The sequence below is a fragment of the Clostridioides sp. ZZV15-6383 genome, from assembly GCF_020657735.1.
GTDB lineage: Bacteria > Bacillota > Clostridia > Peptostreptococcales > Peptostreptococcaceae > Clostridioides > Clostridioides difficile_D.
This window is the reverse complement of the sequence record NZ_JAGWCV010000006.1, coordinates 94,297-110,739: the sequence shown is the minus strand read 5'-3', so window position 1 is coordinate 110,739 and position 16,443 is coordinate 94,297. Positions and strand designations below refer to the sequence as shown.

Below are 16,443 nucleotides of genomic sequence, written 5' to 3'. Positions count from 1 at the left end.
AATTGTTTTAAATAATTACATTTGTTAATATTATGATAGGTGATTAATAAATTGTTCACCACAGCATAATATATTAAATATGATAAAATCATTAAAAAGTGTATCAAAAAACAATTAAAGTGAGGTGATAGCAGTGGAAAAAGCTTATAAGTTTAGAATGTATCCAAATAAAAAACAGCAAGAGTTAATTAACAAAACTTTTGGATGTTGTAGATTTGTATATAATAAGTATCTTGCTAAAAGAATAGATGTTTATAAAAACGATAAAGAAACTTTTACTTATAAACAGTGTAGTTCTGATTTAACCAATTTAAAAAAAGAATTAAAGTGGCTTAAAGAACCTGACAAATTTTCACTACAAAACGCTTTAAAAGATTTAGAAAACGCATATGAAAAATTCTTTAAAGAAAAGGCAGGATTTCCTAAATTTAAATCAAAGAAAACTAATAGATTTTCATATAAAACTAACTTTACAAATGGAAACATTATGTATTGTGGTCAACATATAAAACTACCTAAACTTGGTATGGTTAAAGTAAGGGATAAACAAGTACCTCAAGGTAGAATACTTAATGCCACTATATCTAAAGAACCAAGTGGTAGATATTATGTATCATTATGCTGTACTGATGTAGATATTGAAGCATTTGAAAATACTAATAATCAGATAGGTTTAGATTTAGGAATTAAAGAATTTTGTATCTCAAGTTGTGGAGAATTTATAGAAAATCCTAAGTATCTTAAGAAGTCATTAAGCAAACTTGCTAAATTACAAAGAGAATTATCGAGAAAAACAATCGGTAGTTTAAATAGAAATAAAGCAAGATTAAAAGTTGCAAGACTTCAAGAACATATAGCTAATCAAAGAAATGATTTTCTACAAAAACTATCTACTAAACTAATAAAAGAGAACGATATTATTTGCATAGAAGATTTACAAGTAAAGAATATGATTAGAAATCGTAAACTATCTCGCTTAATTTCTGATGTGTCATGGTCAGAGTTTATTCGTCAATTAGAATACAAGGCTAATTGGTATGGTAGACAAATTGTAAAGGTAGGTAAATTCTTTGCAAGTTCACAAATATGCAATAAATGTGGGTATAAAAACGAGGAAGTTAAGGACTTAAATATAAGAGAATGGATTTGTCCTAGTTGTAATGAAACTCACGATAGAGATATAAATGCAAGTATAAATATATTAAAAGAAGGATTAAGACTAATAACAATTCAAAATAAATAACTTATATAAGAACCGTAGGAACTACGGGGATGGCCTGTGGAGAATTAGTAAGACATATTTTAGTATGCAAAATTCTATGAAGCAGGAACCCTGTGACTTTAGTCATGGGAGGTTCAGATTGATTCTATTATATTTGTAGAAACTATAATTACAGAGTTAGAACATAATTTAGGATACACTATAAGTCAACCCTACTATATAAATTTAATTACCCATATACTTATATGTTTAAAGAGAATCGAAGAAGGTAATCAAATAGAGTCTCAGGAAGAAAGAGAAGTTTCTGTAGATAATTTGGACGAGTTAGTATATCAAAATGTCACTACACTTATAGGTAAAATAGAAAATAGATACAGAGTAAAAATAACGAAAGATGAAATTATGTACATATATATTTTTTTAGTATCATCGGGATTTAGTGGCGAAAGTAGTAGTAGTTACAATGATGAATCAGATATATTAAGTGAAAGTGAAAAGGTATCATCTATAATGATAGAGAATATGTCACAATTTTTAAATATAAATCTCAAAAATGATGATTTACTACAAAGAAGTCTAGCATCTCATGTAAGGCCTATGTTAAACAGATTAAGATATGATATTCAAATAAAAAACCCATTATTAGGAGAGATACAAGAGCGATTTTCAGATGTGCTGGGATTATGTATGATGACTATAAAGATTATGCCAGAGTATGATAGTCTGAAGAATATTAGTATAGATGAAGTTTCGTATCTTGCTACATATTTTCAAGCAGCAATAGAAAGAAATATGAGTAGTAAAAGAGCAATAGTAGTTTGCCATACAGGATATGGAACATCTCAGCTCCTTGCAGCTAGATTAAAAAGAGAATTTCCTGAATGGACTATAGTTGATATAATTCCTATGCATCAGTTGAGTAAGCGAAATTTAGATGATGTAGACTTTGTAATATCTACTGTAAATTTAGACTTGAAAGACAAATTACATATAGTTGTATCAGTACTATTAATGGAAAGTGATATTAATAATATAAAAAATGCTTTACTTTCTAAATTTAAGAAAAGTATGACCTTAGATACAAACTTATTAGGAATGTATTTAAAAGATAATATATATTTTAATTTTGATGTAATGCAGATGGAAAGTTTAATAGGTGTGAATTTAGGTAGTAAATATAAGTCTATTTCATTAGGAAAAGATTTAAATATATATATACATAATCAAAGTAAATTAAATAAGGGGATAATGAATATCAATAATGTTAATGGAACGCTTGATATTTATTTAGAAACTAGTAATCAGAGTTTTTTAAAGAATATTTTAATGGAAATATCAAATCTGTATAGTCAAAAGAACTATATAAACTATATAATAGATTGTAAAAGAAAAGAGGATATTAAAATATTATTTGACAATAATGTACTGGAGAAAATAAATGGAAATTAGAGAAATATTAAGCGAAGAAAGTGTTATTTTAGATTTAAAATCAACTACAAAAGAAGGCATAATACAAGAATTAGTAGATAAATTATACGATACAGGAAGTATAACTTTAAAAAGTAAGTTTATAAAGGCACTAAAGCGTAGAGAGAAAATAGGTTCTACTAGTATAGGTTATCAAATGGCCATGCCACATGGAAAAACAAAATATGTAAAGAAAGCATCCGTAGTAATAGGTAAATCTAAAAAAGGTGTAGATTGGCCAAGTATAGATGGCTTACCTGTAAAGGTAGTAATTATGTTTGCTATGCCACAATCTGGAGGCAATGAAGATATGATATTAATATCTAAAATAGCTTACATTTTAGGTGGTAAAGATATAAGTGAAAGACTTTTAAATGCACATACAAAAAAAGAAATATTAGATATATTTTATGAAGTGTAGGTATTGTATAAATTATAAATTTGAGGTTTTTAAAATAAGGTGTGTATTCTTTTAGATAGTATAGATTAATTTTTAGACACTAGAAAGGGGAAGATATCTATGGCAATATATTTAGAAATGCCTAAATTAATATACGAATTTCCTTTTCGTAGTCTATCAAATGAAGGAGAAGTATTAACAACACCACACTGGCATAAGGAAATAGAAATATTACTTATAACAGAAGGTGTAGTAAATCTATTTATAAATGATAAGCCTATGCAACTAAAAAAAGGCGAGATAGTGATAATAAAAGGAGGAGATATTCATTATATACTGCCATCACCAGGAAGTGAAAGATTAGTATTTCAATTTGACATATCTTTTTTTAATGATTTAATTTTATTAAATGAAGAAAAAGAAAGCTTAATTAATTTATTTAGTAGTATAAAAAAATGTAGTAGAGATTGGTCAGCAAAAATAAGAAAGTCAGTTTTCGATATATTGATAGATATATACAATGAAGACCTATATAAAATAGAAGGATATAGTTATGCAATAAAAGGTAAAATGTATAATTTAATTCCTATATTATATAGACAGATTCCTAGAGAAATTGAAGAAAATACAGTAGAATATGAAATAAACTCTAAAGAGATACTAGAGCGATTAAACGATATATTCAAGTATGTAGAAAAAAATTATAAACAACCTATAAAATTAGAAGATGTATCTTATGAAGTAGGATTTAGTGTATATTATTTTACTAAATTTTTTAAGAAAAATACAGGAAAAACATTTATAACCTTTTTAAATGAATACAGATTAGAAAAAGCAAAGTGGATATTACTTAATAACAATATATCCATTGTAGATTTGGTTGAAGAAGTTGGTTTTGGAAGTACAAAAACTTTTTACAGAGTATTTAAAGAAAAAATTGGAGTCTCTCCATTAGAATTTAAAAAAAGATATAACAGTTTGAAGAAAAAAGCGGGTGTCTCAAAATGAACTTAGTTCATGAGGCACTTTCTTTTATATATAAATATACAGCAATATATGAGAATAAGATAACAATAATGAGGATATAAAAATGTATTTGATATATATATAATTATATACATAGATATTTAATATTGATATTTAATATGAAAGTATTGAAAATAGACAATATTAATTATAATGAGTAAAAAGTATAATTGGATTTTTAAATTGAATTATTCAAAAGGTATAGTTATGAAAAAAATTTATAACTAGATATGAGATAGAAATTATAAAACTTTATACTGTGAAAGAGGTAGATGTATGAAATTAGATAAAGATTTTTTATGGGGAGGGGCAATTTCAGCTAATCAAAGTGAAGGATTTTATTTAGGTGAAGGAAAAGGTTTATCTCAATTTGATAAACTCCCATTAAATGATAAGAGATTAAAAGATGTATGTTTAGATGAGGATAATATTTTAAATGAAAATAATCAATACTATCCAAGTCATATAGGGATTAAATTTTGTGAAAATTACAAAGAAGATATAGCAATGTTAGCAGAAATAGGTTTTAAATGTTTTAGATTTTCTATATCTTGGTCAAGAATATTCCCAACAGGAGAAGAAAGTGAACCAAATGAAAAGGGACTACAACTTTATGATAATATAATAAAAGAATTAAAAAAATATAATATAGAACCATTAATAACGATAAGCCACTTTGATATACCTTATTCTCTAGTTGAAAAATATTCGGGGTGGGCTGATAGAAGAGTGGTTAATTTATATGTAAAATATGCTGAAATTTTGATGAAAAGATATAAAGATGATGTCAAATACTGGATTCCTTTTAACGAAATGAATATGATAATGCATATTCCATATATAGGTGCTGGATTAACTTTTATAGCTGATGAAAATCAACTTCAGAAAAAATATCAAGCAGCACACCATCAATTATTAGCTAATGCAAAAACTATAGAAATAGGAAGGTGTATAAATAAAGAATTTAAGTTTGGGTGTATGTTAGCTGCTGGAAAAACATATCCATATACATGTAAACCAGAAGATGTATTTGCAGCTTTAGAGCATGAAAGGCATAATTTGTTTTTTTCTGATGTTCAAGTTAGGGGTGTATATCCAAACTTTATGAATCATTATTTAAAATCAAATAAAATAAAATTAATAATAAAAGAGGAAGATTTACCAACACTTAAGGATAATACTGTAGATTTTGTATCTTTTAGCTATTATTCTAGTGCTTGTAGTTCAGCTAGAGCTGAAGGTTTAGAAAAATCAAAGACAAATGGACCAGAAACCATAAAAAATCCATATCTTCCAAAATCAAATAGTGTATGGCAAAACGACCCTGTAGGATTAAGAATAACTATGAATCAGTTATATGAAAGGTATCAGTTACCTTTATTTATAGTAGAAAATGGACTGGGTACTCAAGATATTGTAAATGAAGATGGAAAAATAATTGATGATTATCGTATAGATTATATGAAAGAACATATTAAAAATATGATTCTTGGAGTAAATGAAGATGGGATAGAGCTTATAGGATATCTTATGTGGGGATGTATAGATGTAACAAGTGTAAGTGAAGGAAAGATGACAAAACGATATGGTATAATTCATGTTGATTCTGATGACTATGGAAGAGGCTCATTTAAAAGAACTAAAAAACAAAGTGCTTTTTGGTATAAAAAAGTAATAGAAACAGATGGAGAAATTTTATTTAATGATATGGAAACTCATGCATAATTCATTTTAAGAAAGGAGTGTTATTATGAGTTTAATATTTAATACTAAGGACCAGCTTATAGAGCAAGGGTTTAATAAGGATACAATAAAATCCAATGAAACGTTGTTTACACTAGCTAATGGACATTTAGGACTTAGGGGGAATATTGAAGAGTCTGGTTTTAATAATGAGTATGTAGATAATATGGGTACATATGTAAATGGATTTTATGAATCATCTCCAATTACATATGGAGAAAGTGCTTATGGCTATGCAAAACAAAATCAGACTATCTGTAAATTACCTAATGCTCATATAGTAAATTTCTCTATTGAAGGAGATTACTTTGATTTATCAAAAGGTATTACAAGTGAACATACTAGGATATTAGATTTAAATGAAGGGATTCTTAAACGTTCATTTATATGGGAAAATTCTCGTGGTAAAAAAGTTAAAGTATCTATAGAAAGATTAGTATCACAAGATATAGAAGAATTAATGATGATTTCATATACAATAACGCCATTGAATTTTAATGGAAAAATAAAATTTAAAAATAAAATGGAAAATAGTATGGAGAAGTTTAATTGTGAAAAAGTAGATGACCCAAGAGTGGCATCTATAAATAAGAAGCAATTTAAAATTGATATAAAAAAATATAACGATAAGTATTTTATGAATTTGGTTACAGAAACAAGTAAATTAGGGTTATGGTGTGGATTTGATTCATATATTACTTGTGGAAATATTACAAATGAGACTTATAATGTTTCAGAGGAATGTATTGAGCGAGAAATAGAAGTTTATGCCAAAGAAGGTGAAAGGTTAAATTTAGAAATTGTTGTAGGATATAGTAGAGTATGTTCTGATTTAAATTTAAGCGAAGAACGTTTAAAATCATTAGAATTGGTTTTAAGAGAGGCATGTAATATTGGATTTGATAAAGTAAAAACTATTCAGAGAGAGAAAATGAATGAGTTTTGGACAACCTCTGATGTAGAGATTGAAGGCGATAAAACTCTTCAACTGGGGATAAAAACTAATTTATTTCATATTTATCAATCAGCAGGAAGAGATGGAAAGACTAATATATCAGCTAAAGGTCTTACAGGTGATGGCTATGAAGGTCACTATTTCTGGGATACAGAGATGTACATATTACCATTTTTTATATATACTCAACCATCCATTGCTAGAGCTTTATTAGATTATAGATATTCAATCTTAGATGCATCAAGAGAAAGAGCTAGAGAACTTGGAATAAATAAGGGTTGCTTATATTCATGGAGAACTATAAATGGTAATGAATGCAGTGCATATTATCCAGCAGGAACGGCACAGTTTCATATAAATGCAGATATAGCTTATGGGATTAGAACGTATTTTGAAGCAACTAATGATGAAGAATTTATGATGCAAAACGGCTTAGAAATTCTTATAGAAACAGCAAGATTTTGGGTTGAATTTGGAGATTATATAGAATCAAAAAATAATAAATTCTGTATAAATGGAGTAACGGGACCAGATGAATATACAGCAATAGTAAACAATAATTACTACACTAATTTAATGGCTAAATATAATTTAATATATGCAGTACAGATGGTAGATAAATTTAAGCATAATTTATGTTCTGACAAAGTGTTTAGAAAAGTTAAATTACAAGAATATGAAGTAAAGAACTGGATAAATGCAGCTCAAAATATGTATTTACCATATGATGAAGAGAAGAAAATAAGCAGACAAGACGATTCATTTTTAGAAAAATCAGTATGGGATTTTAAAAATACACCAAAAGAAAATTATCCATTACTTCTCCATTATCATCCATTAACAATATATAGATATCAAGTAAATAAACAAGCAGATACTGTACTTTCAGCGTTGCTTTTTCCTGATGAGTTTAGCCTAGAACAAAAGAAGAGAGATTTTGAATACTATGAAAAAATAACTACTCATGATTCATCTTTGTCAAGGTCAATATTTGGAATGATGGCAAGTGAAATTGGAAATCATGAAAAAGCTTATAACTATTTTATGGACACAGCATTAATGGATATTAATAACCTACAAAAAAATACAAGTGATGGAATACATGCTGCTAATATGGGTGGAACATGGATGAGTTTAGTATATGGATTTGCAGGAATGAAAATAAAAAATGATAAATTAAGTTTTGAACCAAGGATACCTAAGTACTGGAAAAATATTAAATTTAATATATTATTTAGAGATAATTTAGTTTCTGTAAATATAGAAGAATATAAATCTTATTATAAGTTAATCAAAGGTAGGAATATAACCATATTACACGATAATAAAGAAATAAAATTATCAAAGAACGTAATAGAAGTTAATAATTGTTTTAAAGGGAGTAATTAATATGAGAGCAGTCTTATTTGACCTTGATGGAGTTATAACAGATACTGCTAAGTATCATTTTGAAGCTTGGCATGAGATGGCAAAATCGCTAGATATAGAAATAGATGAAACTTTTAATGAGAAATTAAAAGGCATAAGCAGGGAAGAATCATTAGATAAAATATTGTTATCTGCTAATAAAGTAGATAGTTATACTAAAGAAGAAAAGTTAAAGATGTGTGAAGAAAAAAATAACATTTATATAAAGTTAATAAACTCATTAACATCTAAAGATATATTACCAGGGATAAATGAGCTTATAAAAGAACTTAAAGAAAATAATGTAAAATTGGGAATAGCATCTGCTAGTAAGAATGCGCCTAGAATATTAGAATCTTTGGGAATAAAAGATGAATTTGATTGTATAGTAAATCCATCTCTATTAGAAAAGGGAAAACCATATCCTGATATTTTTATTGAAGGGAGCAAGATGCTAAATTTAAAACAATATGATTGTGTAGGGATAGAAGATTCTTATTCGGGTATTAAAGCTATAAATGCTGCCAATATGACATCAATTGGTGTGGGTAAAAAAGAAGTACTAGGAAAATGTGACTATATTGTAGAAGATACTAGTTTATTAAATTACAATACACTATTACAAGCTTGGAGTAAAAAGATTAATTTGGCTTAAAATTATATTAAAAATTATTTTAAAAGAGAGGATAAGGTATGAAGAATAAATATGAAGATGTAGCTCTATTGATAATTGATGGGCTTGGAGGAAAGGATAATATAATTGACTTGACTCATTGTATGACACGATTAAGGTTCATCTTAAAAGATGAAAAGAAAGTTAATGCAGATAAATTAAAATCTATAGATAAGGTAGTTGGAGTAAACTCAACTTCAACTCAATATCAGGTCATAATAGGTAATGAGGTAGGAGTTGTATTTAATGCACTAATAAATGAGGGGATAAATACCACAGGAGATATTAAAAGCGATATAAAAAATGAAAATAAAAAAAATAGTATTTTAAATAATATAATAGACACAATAACTGGTTGTATGACACCTATGATACCAGCTCTTACAGCATCTGGGATGATAAAAGTTATATTATCTCTTTGTACCACTTTTAATTGGTTATCATCAAATTCAAGTACATATAGAGTATTAGATATAATAGGAGATGTAGCATTTTACTTTATGCCTATAATACTTGCAATAAATGCAGCTAAAAAATTTAATGTTAATACATCAATAGCAGTTATAGTAGTAGGTGTGTTTTTACATCCAAATTTCTCTGCATGGGTATCAAGTGGGGACCCTATATCATTTATAGGAGTACCAATTCAAGGTGTTATATATGCAGCATCTGTTATCCCTGCACTTTTAACAGTATGGATGATGTCGTATATAGAAAAATTCATTGATAAATTAACACCTAGTATGTTAAAAACGATTTTAAATCCAACTTTAGTATTATTAATAAGTGCACCAATAGCATTAATAGTAATTGGACCAATAGGAAATTTCTTAGGAGAGGGATTAGCTAGTATAATAAACTTACTACAAGGAAGGTTAGGATTTATAATGGTTTGTTTATTGGCAGCTGCAATGCCATTTATCGTTATGACAGGGATGCATCATGCATTGACTCCTATATTCATATCAGCATTTGCAACTACAGGACAAGAATCGCTAATATTAATATCTCAAGTTTGTGCTAATTTAGCACAAGGTGGTGCTACATTAGCTGTAGCATTAAGAAGTAAAGATAGTAAGATGAAACAATTAGCATCAGCTGCATGGATATCAGCTGTTATGGGTATAACTGAACCAGCTCTTTATGGAGTTACATTAAAACTTAAAAAACCTGCTATGTTAGCATCTATAGGAGCAGGAATTGCAGGATTATTCGCAGGGATTACTCATGTAACTTTATATGTTCCACAAAATAGTATAATGGCAGTACTTGGACTATCAGGAGAAAAAGGGAGTTCAAATATAGTAAATGGACTTATAGTGATGTTTATAGCATTGGTTGCTCCATTTATTATGACATATATATTTGGAGTTGAAAAAAATGTTAAGGAAAGTACAGATAATGTAGTAGAGAGAGTATAATATCAACTATTTACATTAATAGAATTTTTATTGTTATTGACTATAACTTGTTTTGTATTTATATTGATGCAAGGAAATAAGCTAATATAATGAGAGTAATTATTATAACTGACAAAAAAGCAACACAAAAGATTGATGAAATATATGGAAAGAAAAAGTTGACAAAGTATGTCTAATGTTTTATCATAATAATTGGAATTAGGTAGTAATTGTTTAAGTACAAGCTAAGCTTATTCATTAATAATAGCAGTATCCTAGGAAGGGGTATGCCCATTATTATGGATAAGCTTTTTTTATGCTTAAAAGGAGGATAATCATGATAATTAATAAGATATTAAACAATAATGTTGTAATCACATTAGATGATAATAATGAAGAAATTATCGTCATGGGTAAAGGAATTGGTTATCAAAAATCAAAAGGCAATCTAATAGATAAAACTAAAGTAAATAAAGTATTTAGAATATCAAATAAAGAAATATCAAACAAGCTACAAGAATTACTCAATAATATTCCTATAGAGCACATGAAATTATCAAGTGAAATTATAGAATATGCACAAATAAAGTTAAACAAGAAGCTAAATGAAAGTATTTACATATCCTTAAGTGACCATACATATTCTGCAATTCAAAGAATGAAAGAAGGAATAAATGTAAAAAATGCAATTCTTTGGGAAATTAAAAGGTTTTATAAAGAAGAGTTTGAAATTGGAATGAAAGCACTAGATATTATTGAAAACAAAACAGGTATAAAATTACCTGAAGATGAGGCTGGATTTATAGCCTTTCATATAGTTAATGCTCAGTTAAGTGAAGGTCATACTTTGGCATCTGATATTACAAAGTTAATACAAGAAGTACTTAGTATAGTTAGGTATCATTTTAGGATAGAATTTCATGAAGAATCAGTCTTTTATTATAGATTTATAATGCATTTAAAGTTTTTTGCACAGAGATTGCTTTTAGATAGTGCACATGAAGGTGAGACAGATAAAGAATTACTAAGCATTATTAAATCTAAATATAATAAAGAGTTTGAATGTGTAGTTAAAATTAAAAATTTTATTAAAAAGCAATATAACTACATATTAACAGATGATGAACTTATATATTTAACAATACATTTAGCTAAAGTAGTTAAAGACTCAAATATGTAAGCGAAATAAATTTTCAGTAGTATATTAAGAATTATTGAAAGGAGTGATACTAACAAAATTATACCTATGGTTGGATGGTAACATTGAGTTGGCCAAACCTTCAAATTTCAAAAAAATTAATTTAAACGAAATATGGAGGAGAAAAATGGGAAAATACAAACAATTAGCACAAGAAATAGTAAAAAATGTTGGTGGAAAAGAAAATATTAGTGGATTAGTACATTGTATTACAAGATTACGTTTTACTTTAAAAGATGAAAGTATAGCAAATGACAACGTATTAAAAAATATGGAAGGTATTGTTACTGTAATGAAAAGTGGAGGACAATATCAAGTAGTTATAGGAAATCATGTTGAAGCTGTATATAAAGATATAGTTGAAATAATCGATTTAGATGATTCAAGTACAAATTCAGAAACTAAAAAATCAAGTAGTATGCTAGATAAAAGTATAGATATAATATCAGGGATTTTCCAGCCAGTGTTAGGAATAATGGCAGCCTGTGGAATGTTAAAAGGATTTAATGCTTTATTTGTGGCAATGGGATTATATAGTGATGTATCTGGTGGTTATATGGTAATAAATGCAGCTGGAGATGCATTATTTACATTCCTTCCTTTATTTTTAGGATATACTTCAGCTAAGAAATTTGGTTTAAAGCCAATGTTAGGATTAGCACTAGGAGCTGCCATGTGTTATCCTGCTATACAAGGTAGCAGCATATCAGCAGGTGCAGATGTGATTTACACTTTATTTAAAGGAACAATGTTTGCATCTCCAGTATATATTGACTTCTTTGGACTGCCAATTGTATCAATTGATTACACTGGAACGGTCGTACCAATTATATTTATAGCGTATTTTGCGTCTAGGTGTGAGAAATTATTTAATAAGTTTGTTCCAGATTTAGTTAAATTCTTCTTTGTGCCAATGCTTACACTATTAGTAACAGTGCCTGTTGCACTTATAGTTATAGGTCCTATAGCAACATTTGGTTCTACACTTATTTCACAAATTGTAATTTCGATAAGAGATTTTAGTCCACTATTAGCAGGTGCTATAGTAGGGTTCACTTGGCAAATTCTTGTTATTTTTGGTATGCACTGGGGATTCATTCCTGTATATATAAACAATGTTATGACTTTAGGATATGATAATGTTATGATGCCATTCTTTGCTTGTACATTTGCAAGTTCGGCAGTTGTGTTGGCAATATTCTTCAAGACTAAAGATAAAAAACTAAAAGAGATGGCAATACCAAACTTTATATCTGGTGTATTTGGAGTTACAGAGCCAGCAATTTATGGAATATTATTGCCTCTAAAGAGACCATTTATAATAAGTTGTATTGCTAGTGGTATTGGAGGAGCTTTCTATGGATTCTTTAATCTTAGGAAGTTTATAACTGGAGGTATGGGAATATTCGAACTTCCAGCAATGATTGAACCAGATGGGGGAATGGGTAACTTAATAGTAGCTCTTTCTGGTATAGCTATATCAATGGTCGTAGCTTTTGTATTAACTATGATTTTATATAAAAATGAGAAAGTAGAAGAATCTAAAAAAGTAAAAAATAAGGGTAAAGAAGAAATAAAAGAAGTCAAGTCTACTAAATTAGAAAGAGAAATAGTAGTAAGTCCTATAAAAGGTGAAGTATTAAATTTAAGTAACATAGAGGATGCGGCATTTGCATCTGGTGTACTGGGTCAAGGTGTAGCGATAATACCTAGTGATGGAAAAGTAGTTGCTCCAGTAGATGGAGTAGTTACAACTTTATTCCCAAGTCTGCATGCTATAGGAATTCTTTCAGATGTAGGTGTTGAAGTGCTTATTCATATTGGATTAAATACTATTCAGTTAGAAGGAAGAGGTTTTGAGGCATGTATAAAGCAGGGTGATAGAATTACAAAAGGTCAAACGATATTAAACTTTGATATTGATGTAATAAAAGAGTCAGGATATAGTGTTGTAACTCCAATCGTTATTACAAATTCATCGCAATTTTTAGATGTAGTAGAAACAGAAAGCAAAAATGCTGAATTAGAGGATAATCTGATTACAGTTATATTTTAGTAAAAAATTAAAGCATTAGCATAATTTAATGCTTAGTATAATTTAGGAGGCTTAACTATGGGTTTTAAAAAAGATTTTCTATGGGGAGGAGCTACTGCAGCCAATCAATGTGAGGGTGGATATAATGAAGACGAAAGAGGATTAGCAAATGTAGATGTATGCCCAACAGGAAAAGATAGAACAGAAGTTATTACAGGAAAATTAAAAATGTTTGATTTTGATGATGAACATTATTATCCAGCTCAAACTGGTATTGATATGTACCATAATTATAAAGAAGATATAAAGTTATTTGCTGAAATGGGATTTAAAGTGTATAGAATGAGCATTGCATGGAGTCGAATATTTCCGAAAGGTGATGAAGAAACACCAAATGAAAAGGGGATTCAATTTTATGAAAATATATTTAAGGAATGTAAAAAATATAAAATAGAGCCATTAGTCACTATTACACACTTTGATTGTCCAATGCATTTAGTTAAAAAGTATGGTGCATGGCGTAATCGTAAAATGATAGGTTTCTATGAGAAATTATGCAATGTTATCTTTAGAAGATATAAAGGATTAGTGAAGTATTGGCTAACTTTTAATGAAATAAATATGATTTTACATGCTCCATTTATGGGTGCTGGTATTTGCTTTGAAGAAGGTGAAGATATTGAAAAGATAAAATATCAAGCTGCTCATCATGAACTTGTAGCTAGTGCAATTGCAACTAAAATAGCACATGAAGTTGATTCAAATAACTTAATTGGATGTATGTTTGCAGCTGGAAGTGTATATCCTTATAGTTGCAACCCTAATGATGTATGGGAAGCTACAAAGTTAGATAGAGAAAATTACTTCTTTGTGGATGTACAATCTAAAGGTAAATATCCTAACTATGCGTTAAAGTATATGGAGCAAAAAGGTATTACACCAGAAATGGAACCTGGTGATATTGAATTATTGAATAAATATACAGTAGATTTTATTTCATTTTCATATTACAATAGCCGTTGTGTTAGAACCGATGAAAATGCAGATGATATGGCTGAAGGAAACATATTTACATCTGCTAAAAATCCATATCTTTCATACAGTCAATGGGGATGGCCAATTGACCCATTAGGTTTAAGAATTACATTAAATCACGTATATGATAGATATGAAAAGCCACTATTTATTGTAGAAAATGGATTAGGTGCTAAAGATATAGCTGATGAAAATGGTTATGTAGATGATGATTACAGAATAGATTATCTAAGAGAACATATAAAAGCTATGCGTGATGCAGTTTCTATAGATGGTGTAGATTTATTAGGCTATACTACATGGGGACCTATTGATTTAGTAAGTGCCAGCACAGGAGAAATGGAAAAGCGTTATGGATTTATATATGTAGATAGAGATAATAGTGGTAATGGAAGTTTGAGAAGAACGAAAAAGAAGAGTTTTGAATGGTATAAGAAAGTAATTGCTTCAAATGGTGAAGATTTATATTAAATAAGAAGAATATAAAATTAATAGTGAGTATAATTTTTCATTTGTATCCACTATTAAAATATACAAAATGTATCAATATATTGTTATAAATTTATAACAATATAGCTTTAATATTTAAAAATAATAGAAGAGTAAGTTAATATATTAAAAAAGATATATATTTATAAATTATTTAACTGTAGAAAATTAACATAGAACTATTTTATATTGTACTTTACATTATAGTAAGACTTATGAAGATAGTTGTTAAAAGGGGAATTGTTAGGAAGATAATATAATTTACCTTGTAATAAAAGATGCAAAAGGCGAGTTTAGGTTTTAAGCTTGTCTTTTTTATTGTGTGAAAACTATGATGTTTAAAAATCCTATGAAAAACTTGTGCAACAGACATATTAAAAATTTAGTAGTTAAGAAAATTATAACACATTAGTAATTTTTATACTTATTGGGAAAGAATTTGATTACCATTAAATTTAGTAACAAGACATCAACTGGACTTGTATATGAGAAGAGATAATAATTTGCCTGTGAAAGATTGTAAATATAAAGGTGATTTTGAAGGTCAATAAGAAGATAAAATTAATAGCTTAATAAAAAATATTTAACTTTTATATTAACTTTTTTAAATATTATAATTACCTATTTTGAATAATTAACCATAGAAGACTGTATACAAAGACAAAGTTGTGTACAGTCTTTTTATAAATTTAATGTCTATAATTAAATACACTATTAAAATCAACAAGTTATTATTTCAAAGTAGTATTAGCCAAATTTTTATGATGGTTAATACAATTTGTTAGCCATTTTATAGCACCTTGTTCCCTGATAATAGCTCCATCAAGAACTATATAATCACCAAAATCATTACTATCAAGAGGAGGAACTTCACTATAACGCTCCATTTGACTGTACAAGAACGCAATTCTTTCTTGGTGTTGAAGCAATTGATGCTCTAATAAAATAAGTCTAGTATCTATATCTAAATTATTAGAAAAGTACATTCTAAGACGAAAAATATCCTTAGGGGTTCTTTCCATTGGCTCATCCCTTTCAAGCCATTTCAAGAACTCATCTTTACCTTTTTCTGTGATTGTGTATAACTTTTTTTCTAATACATCACCACTAATTTTAATATGATATACAATAAGCTTTTCATTTACCAACTTTTTTAGTTCAGGATATATTTGACTATGCTTTGCATTCCAAAACTCAGCTAATTGAAAATTGAACTCTTTTACGATATCATAACCAGTCATAGGATTTCTATTTAACAATCCTAAAATTGCATACTTTAAAGTTCGCATAAATACACCTCTTTCTTTAATTACATACTTATTATAACACGATATATTTAATTTGAATTAATATAGTTATGTTTTAATAAGAACTTGTAAATTATGAGTAATAA

12 protein-coding genes are annotated in these 16,443 nt (G+C 27.9%); 11 read left to right on the top strand and 1 reads right to left on the bottom strand.

Annotated features, from left to right (window positions below; translation table 11 throughout):
- The first annotated feature begins 124 nt into the window (after window positions 1–124).
- From tnpB to KGF42_RS04275, 11 genes are all read left to right on the top strand, one after another.
- The gene (gene tnpB / locus KGF42_RS04325; RefSeq protein ID WP_227825839.1) at window positions 125–1,243 is read left to right on the top strand and encodes an IS200/IS605 family element RNA-guided endonuclease TnpB; all 1,119 of its coding nucleotides are present in this window, start codon (window positions 125–127) and stop codon (window positions 1,241–1,243) included.
- 117 nt (window positions 1,244–1,360) lie between these two features.
- Window positions 1,361–2,671 carry a PRD domain-containing protein gene (locus tag KGF42_RS04320; RefSeq protein WP_311315299.1) on the top strand — a complete coding sequence of 437 codons (1,311 nt, stop codon included), beginning with the start codon at window positions 1,361–1,363 and terminating at the stop codon, window positions 2,669–2,671.
- Window positions 2,661–3,110, top strand: coding sequence for a PTS sugar transporter subunit IIA (locus KGF42_RS04315; RefSeq protein ID WP_054275069.1), 450 nt, complete (start codon window positions 2,661–2,663; stop codon window positions 3,108–3,110). Before KGF42_RS04320 ends, KGF42_RS04315 begins: the two co-directional genes overlap by 11 nt.
- A gap of 99 nt (window positions 3,111–3,209) precedes the next feature.
- Window positions 3,210–4,097 (top strand): AraC family transcriptional regulator, encoded by an 888-nt coding sequence (locus tag KGF42_RS04310; protein WP_227823203.1) that lies wholly within the window; start codon window positions 3,210–3,212, stop codon window positions 4,095–4,097.
- Window positions 4,098–4,391: 294 nt separating this feature from the next.
- Entirely contained in the window at window positions 4,392–5,840 is a 1,449-nt protein-coding gene (locus tag KGF42_RS04305) for a family 1 glycosylhydrolase (protein ID WP_227823202.1), read from the top strand.
- A gap of 25 nt (window positions 5,841–5,865) precedes the next feature.
- Entirely contained in the window at window positions 5,866–8,202 is a 2,337-nt protein-coding gene (locus KGF42_RS04300) for a glycosyl hydrolase family 65 protein (RefSeq protein ID WP_227823201.1), read from the top strand.
- 1 nt (window position 8,203) lies between these two features.
- On the top strand, window positions 8,204–8,875 hold the full coding sequence (pgmB, locus tag KGF42_RS04295; RefSeq protein ID WP_227823200.1) for a beta-phosphoglucomutase: 672 nt from the start codon (window positions 8,204–8,206) through the stop codon (window positions 8,873–8,875).
- Window positions 8,876–8,913: 38 nt separating this feature from the next.
- Entirely contained in the window at window positions 8,914–10,314 is a 1,401-nt protein-coding gene (locus KGF42_RS04290; RefSeq protein ID WP_227823199.1) for a PTS transporter subunit EIIC, read from the top strand.
- A 316-nt stretch (window positions 10,315–10,630) separates the two neighbouring features.
- Window positions 10,631–11,473: a BglG family transcription antiterminator LicT gene (gene licT / locus KGF42_RS04285; RefSeq protein WP_054275061.1), complete on the top strand. Its 843-nt coding sequence runs from the start codon at window positions 10,631–10,633 to the stop codon at window positions 11,471–11,473.
- Between the two features lie 145 nt (window positions 11,474–11,618).
- Window positions 11,619–13,547 (top strand): beta-glucoside-specific PTS transporter subunit IIABC, encoded by a 1,929-nt coding sequence (locus tag KGF42_RS04280; protein ID WP_227825838.1) that lies wholly within the window; start codon window positions 11,619–11,621, stop codon window positions 13,545–13,547.
- Between the two features lie 57 nt (window positions 13,548–13,604).
- Window positions 13,605–15,032, top strand: coding sequence for a 6-phospho-beta-glucosidase (locus KGF42_RS04275; protein ID WP_227825837.1), 1,428 nt, complete (start codon window positions 13,605–13,607; stop codon window positions 15,030–15,032).
- A gap of 749 nt (window positions 15,033–15,781) precedes the next feature.
- Here the strand turns inward: KGF42_RS04275 and KGF42_RS04270 are convergent.
- Window positions 15,782–16,339, bottom strand: coding sequence for a PadR family transcriptional regulator (locus KGF42_RS04270; protein ID WP_227825836.1), 558 nt, complete (start codon window positions 16,337–16,339; stop codon window positions 15,782–15,784).
- Window positions 16,340–16,443 lie beyond the last annotated feature (104 nt).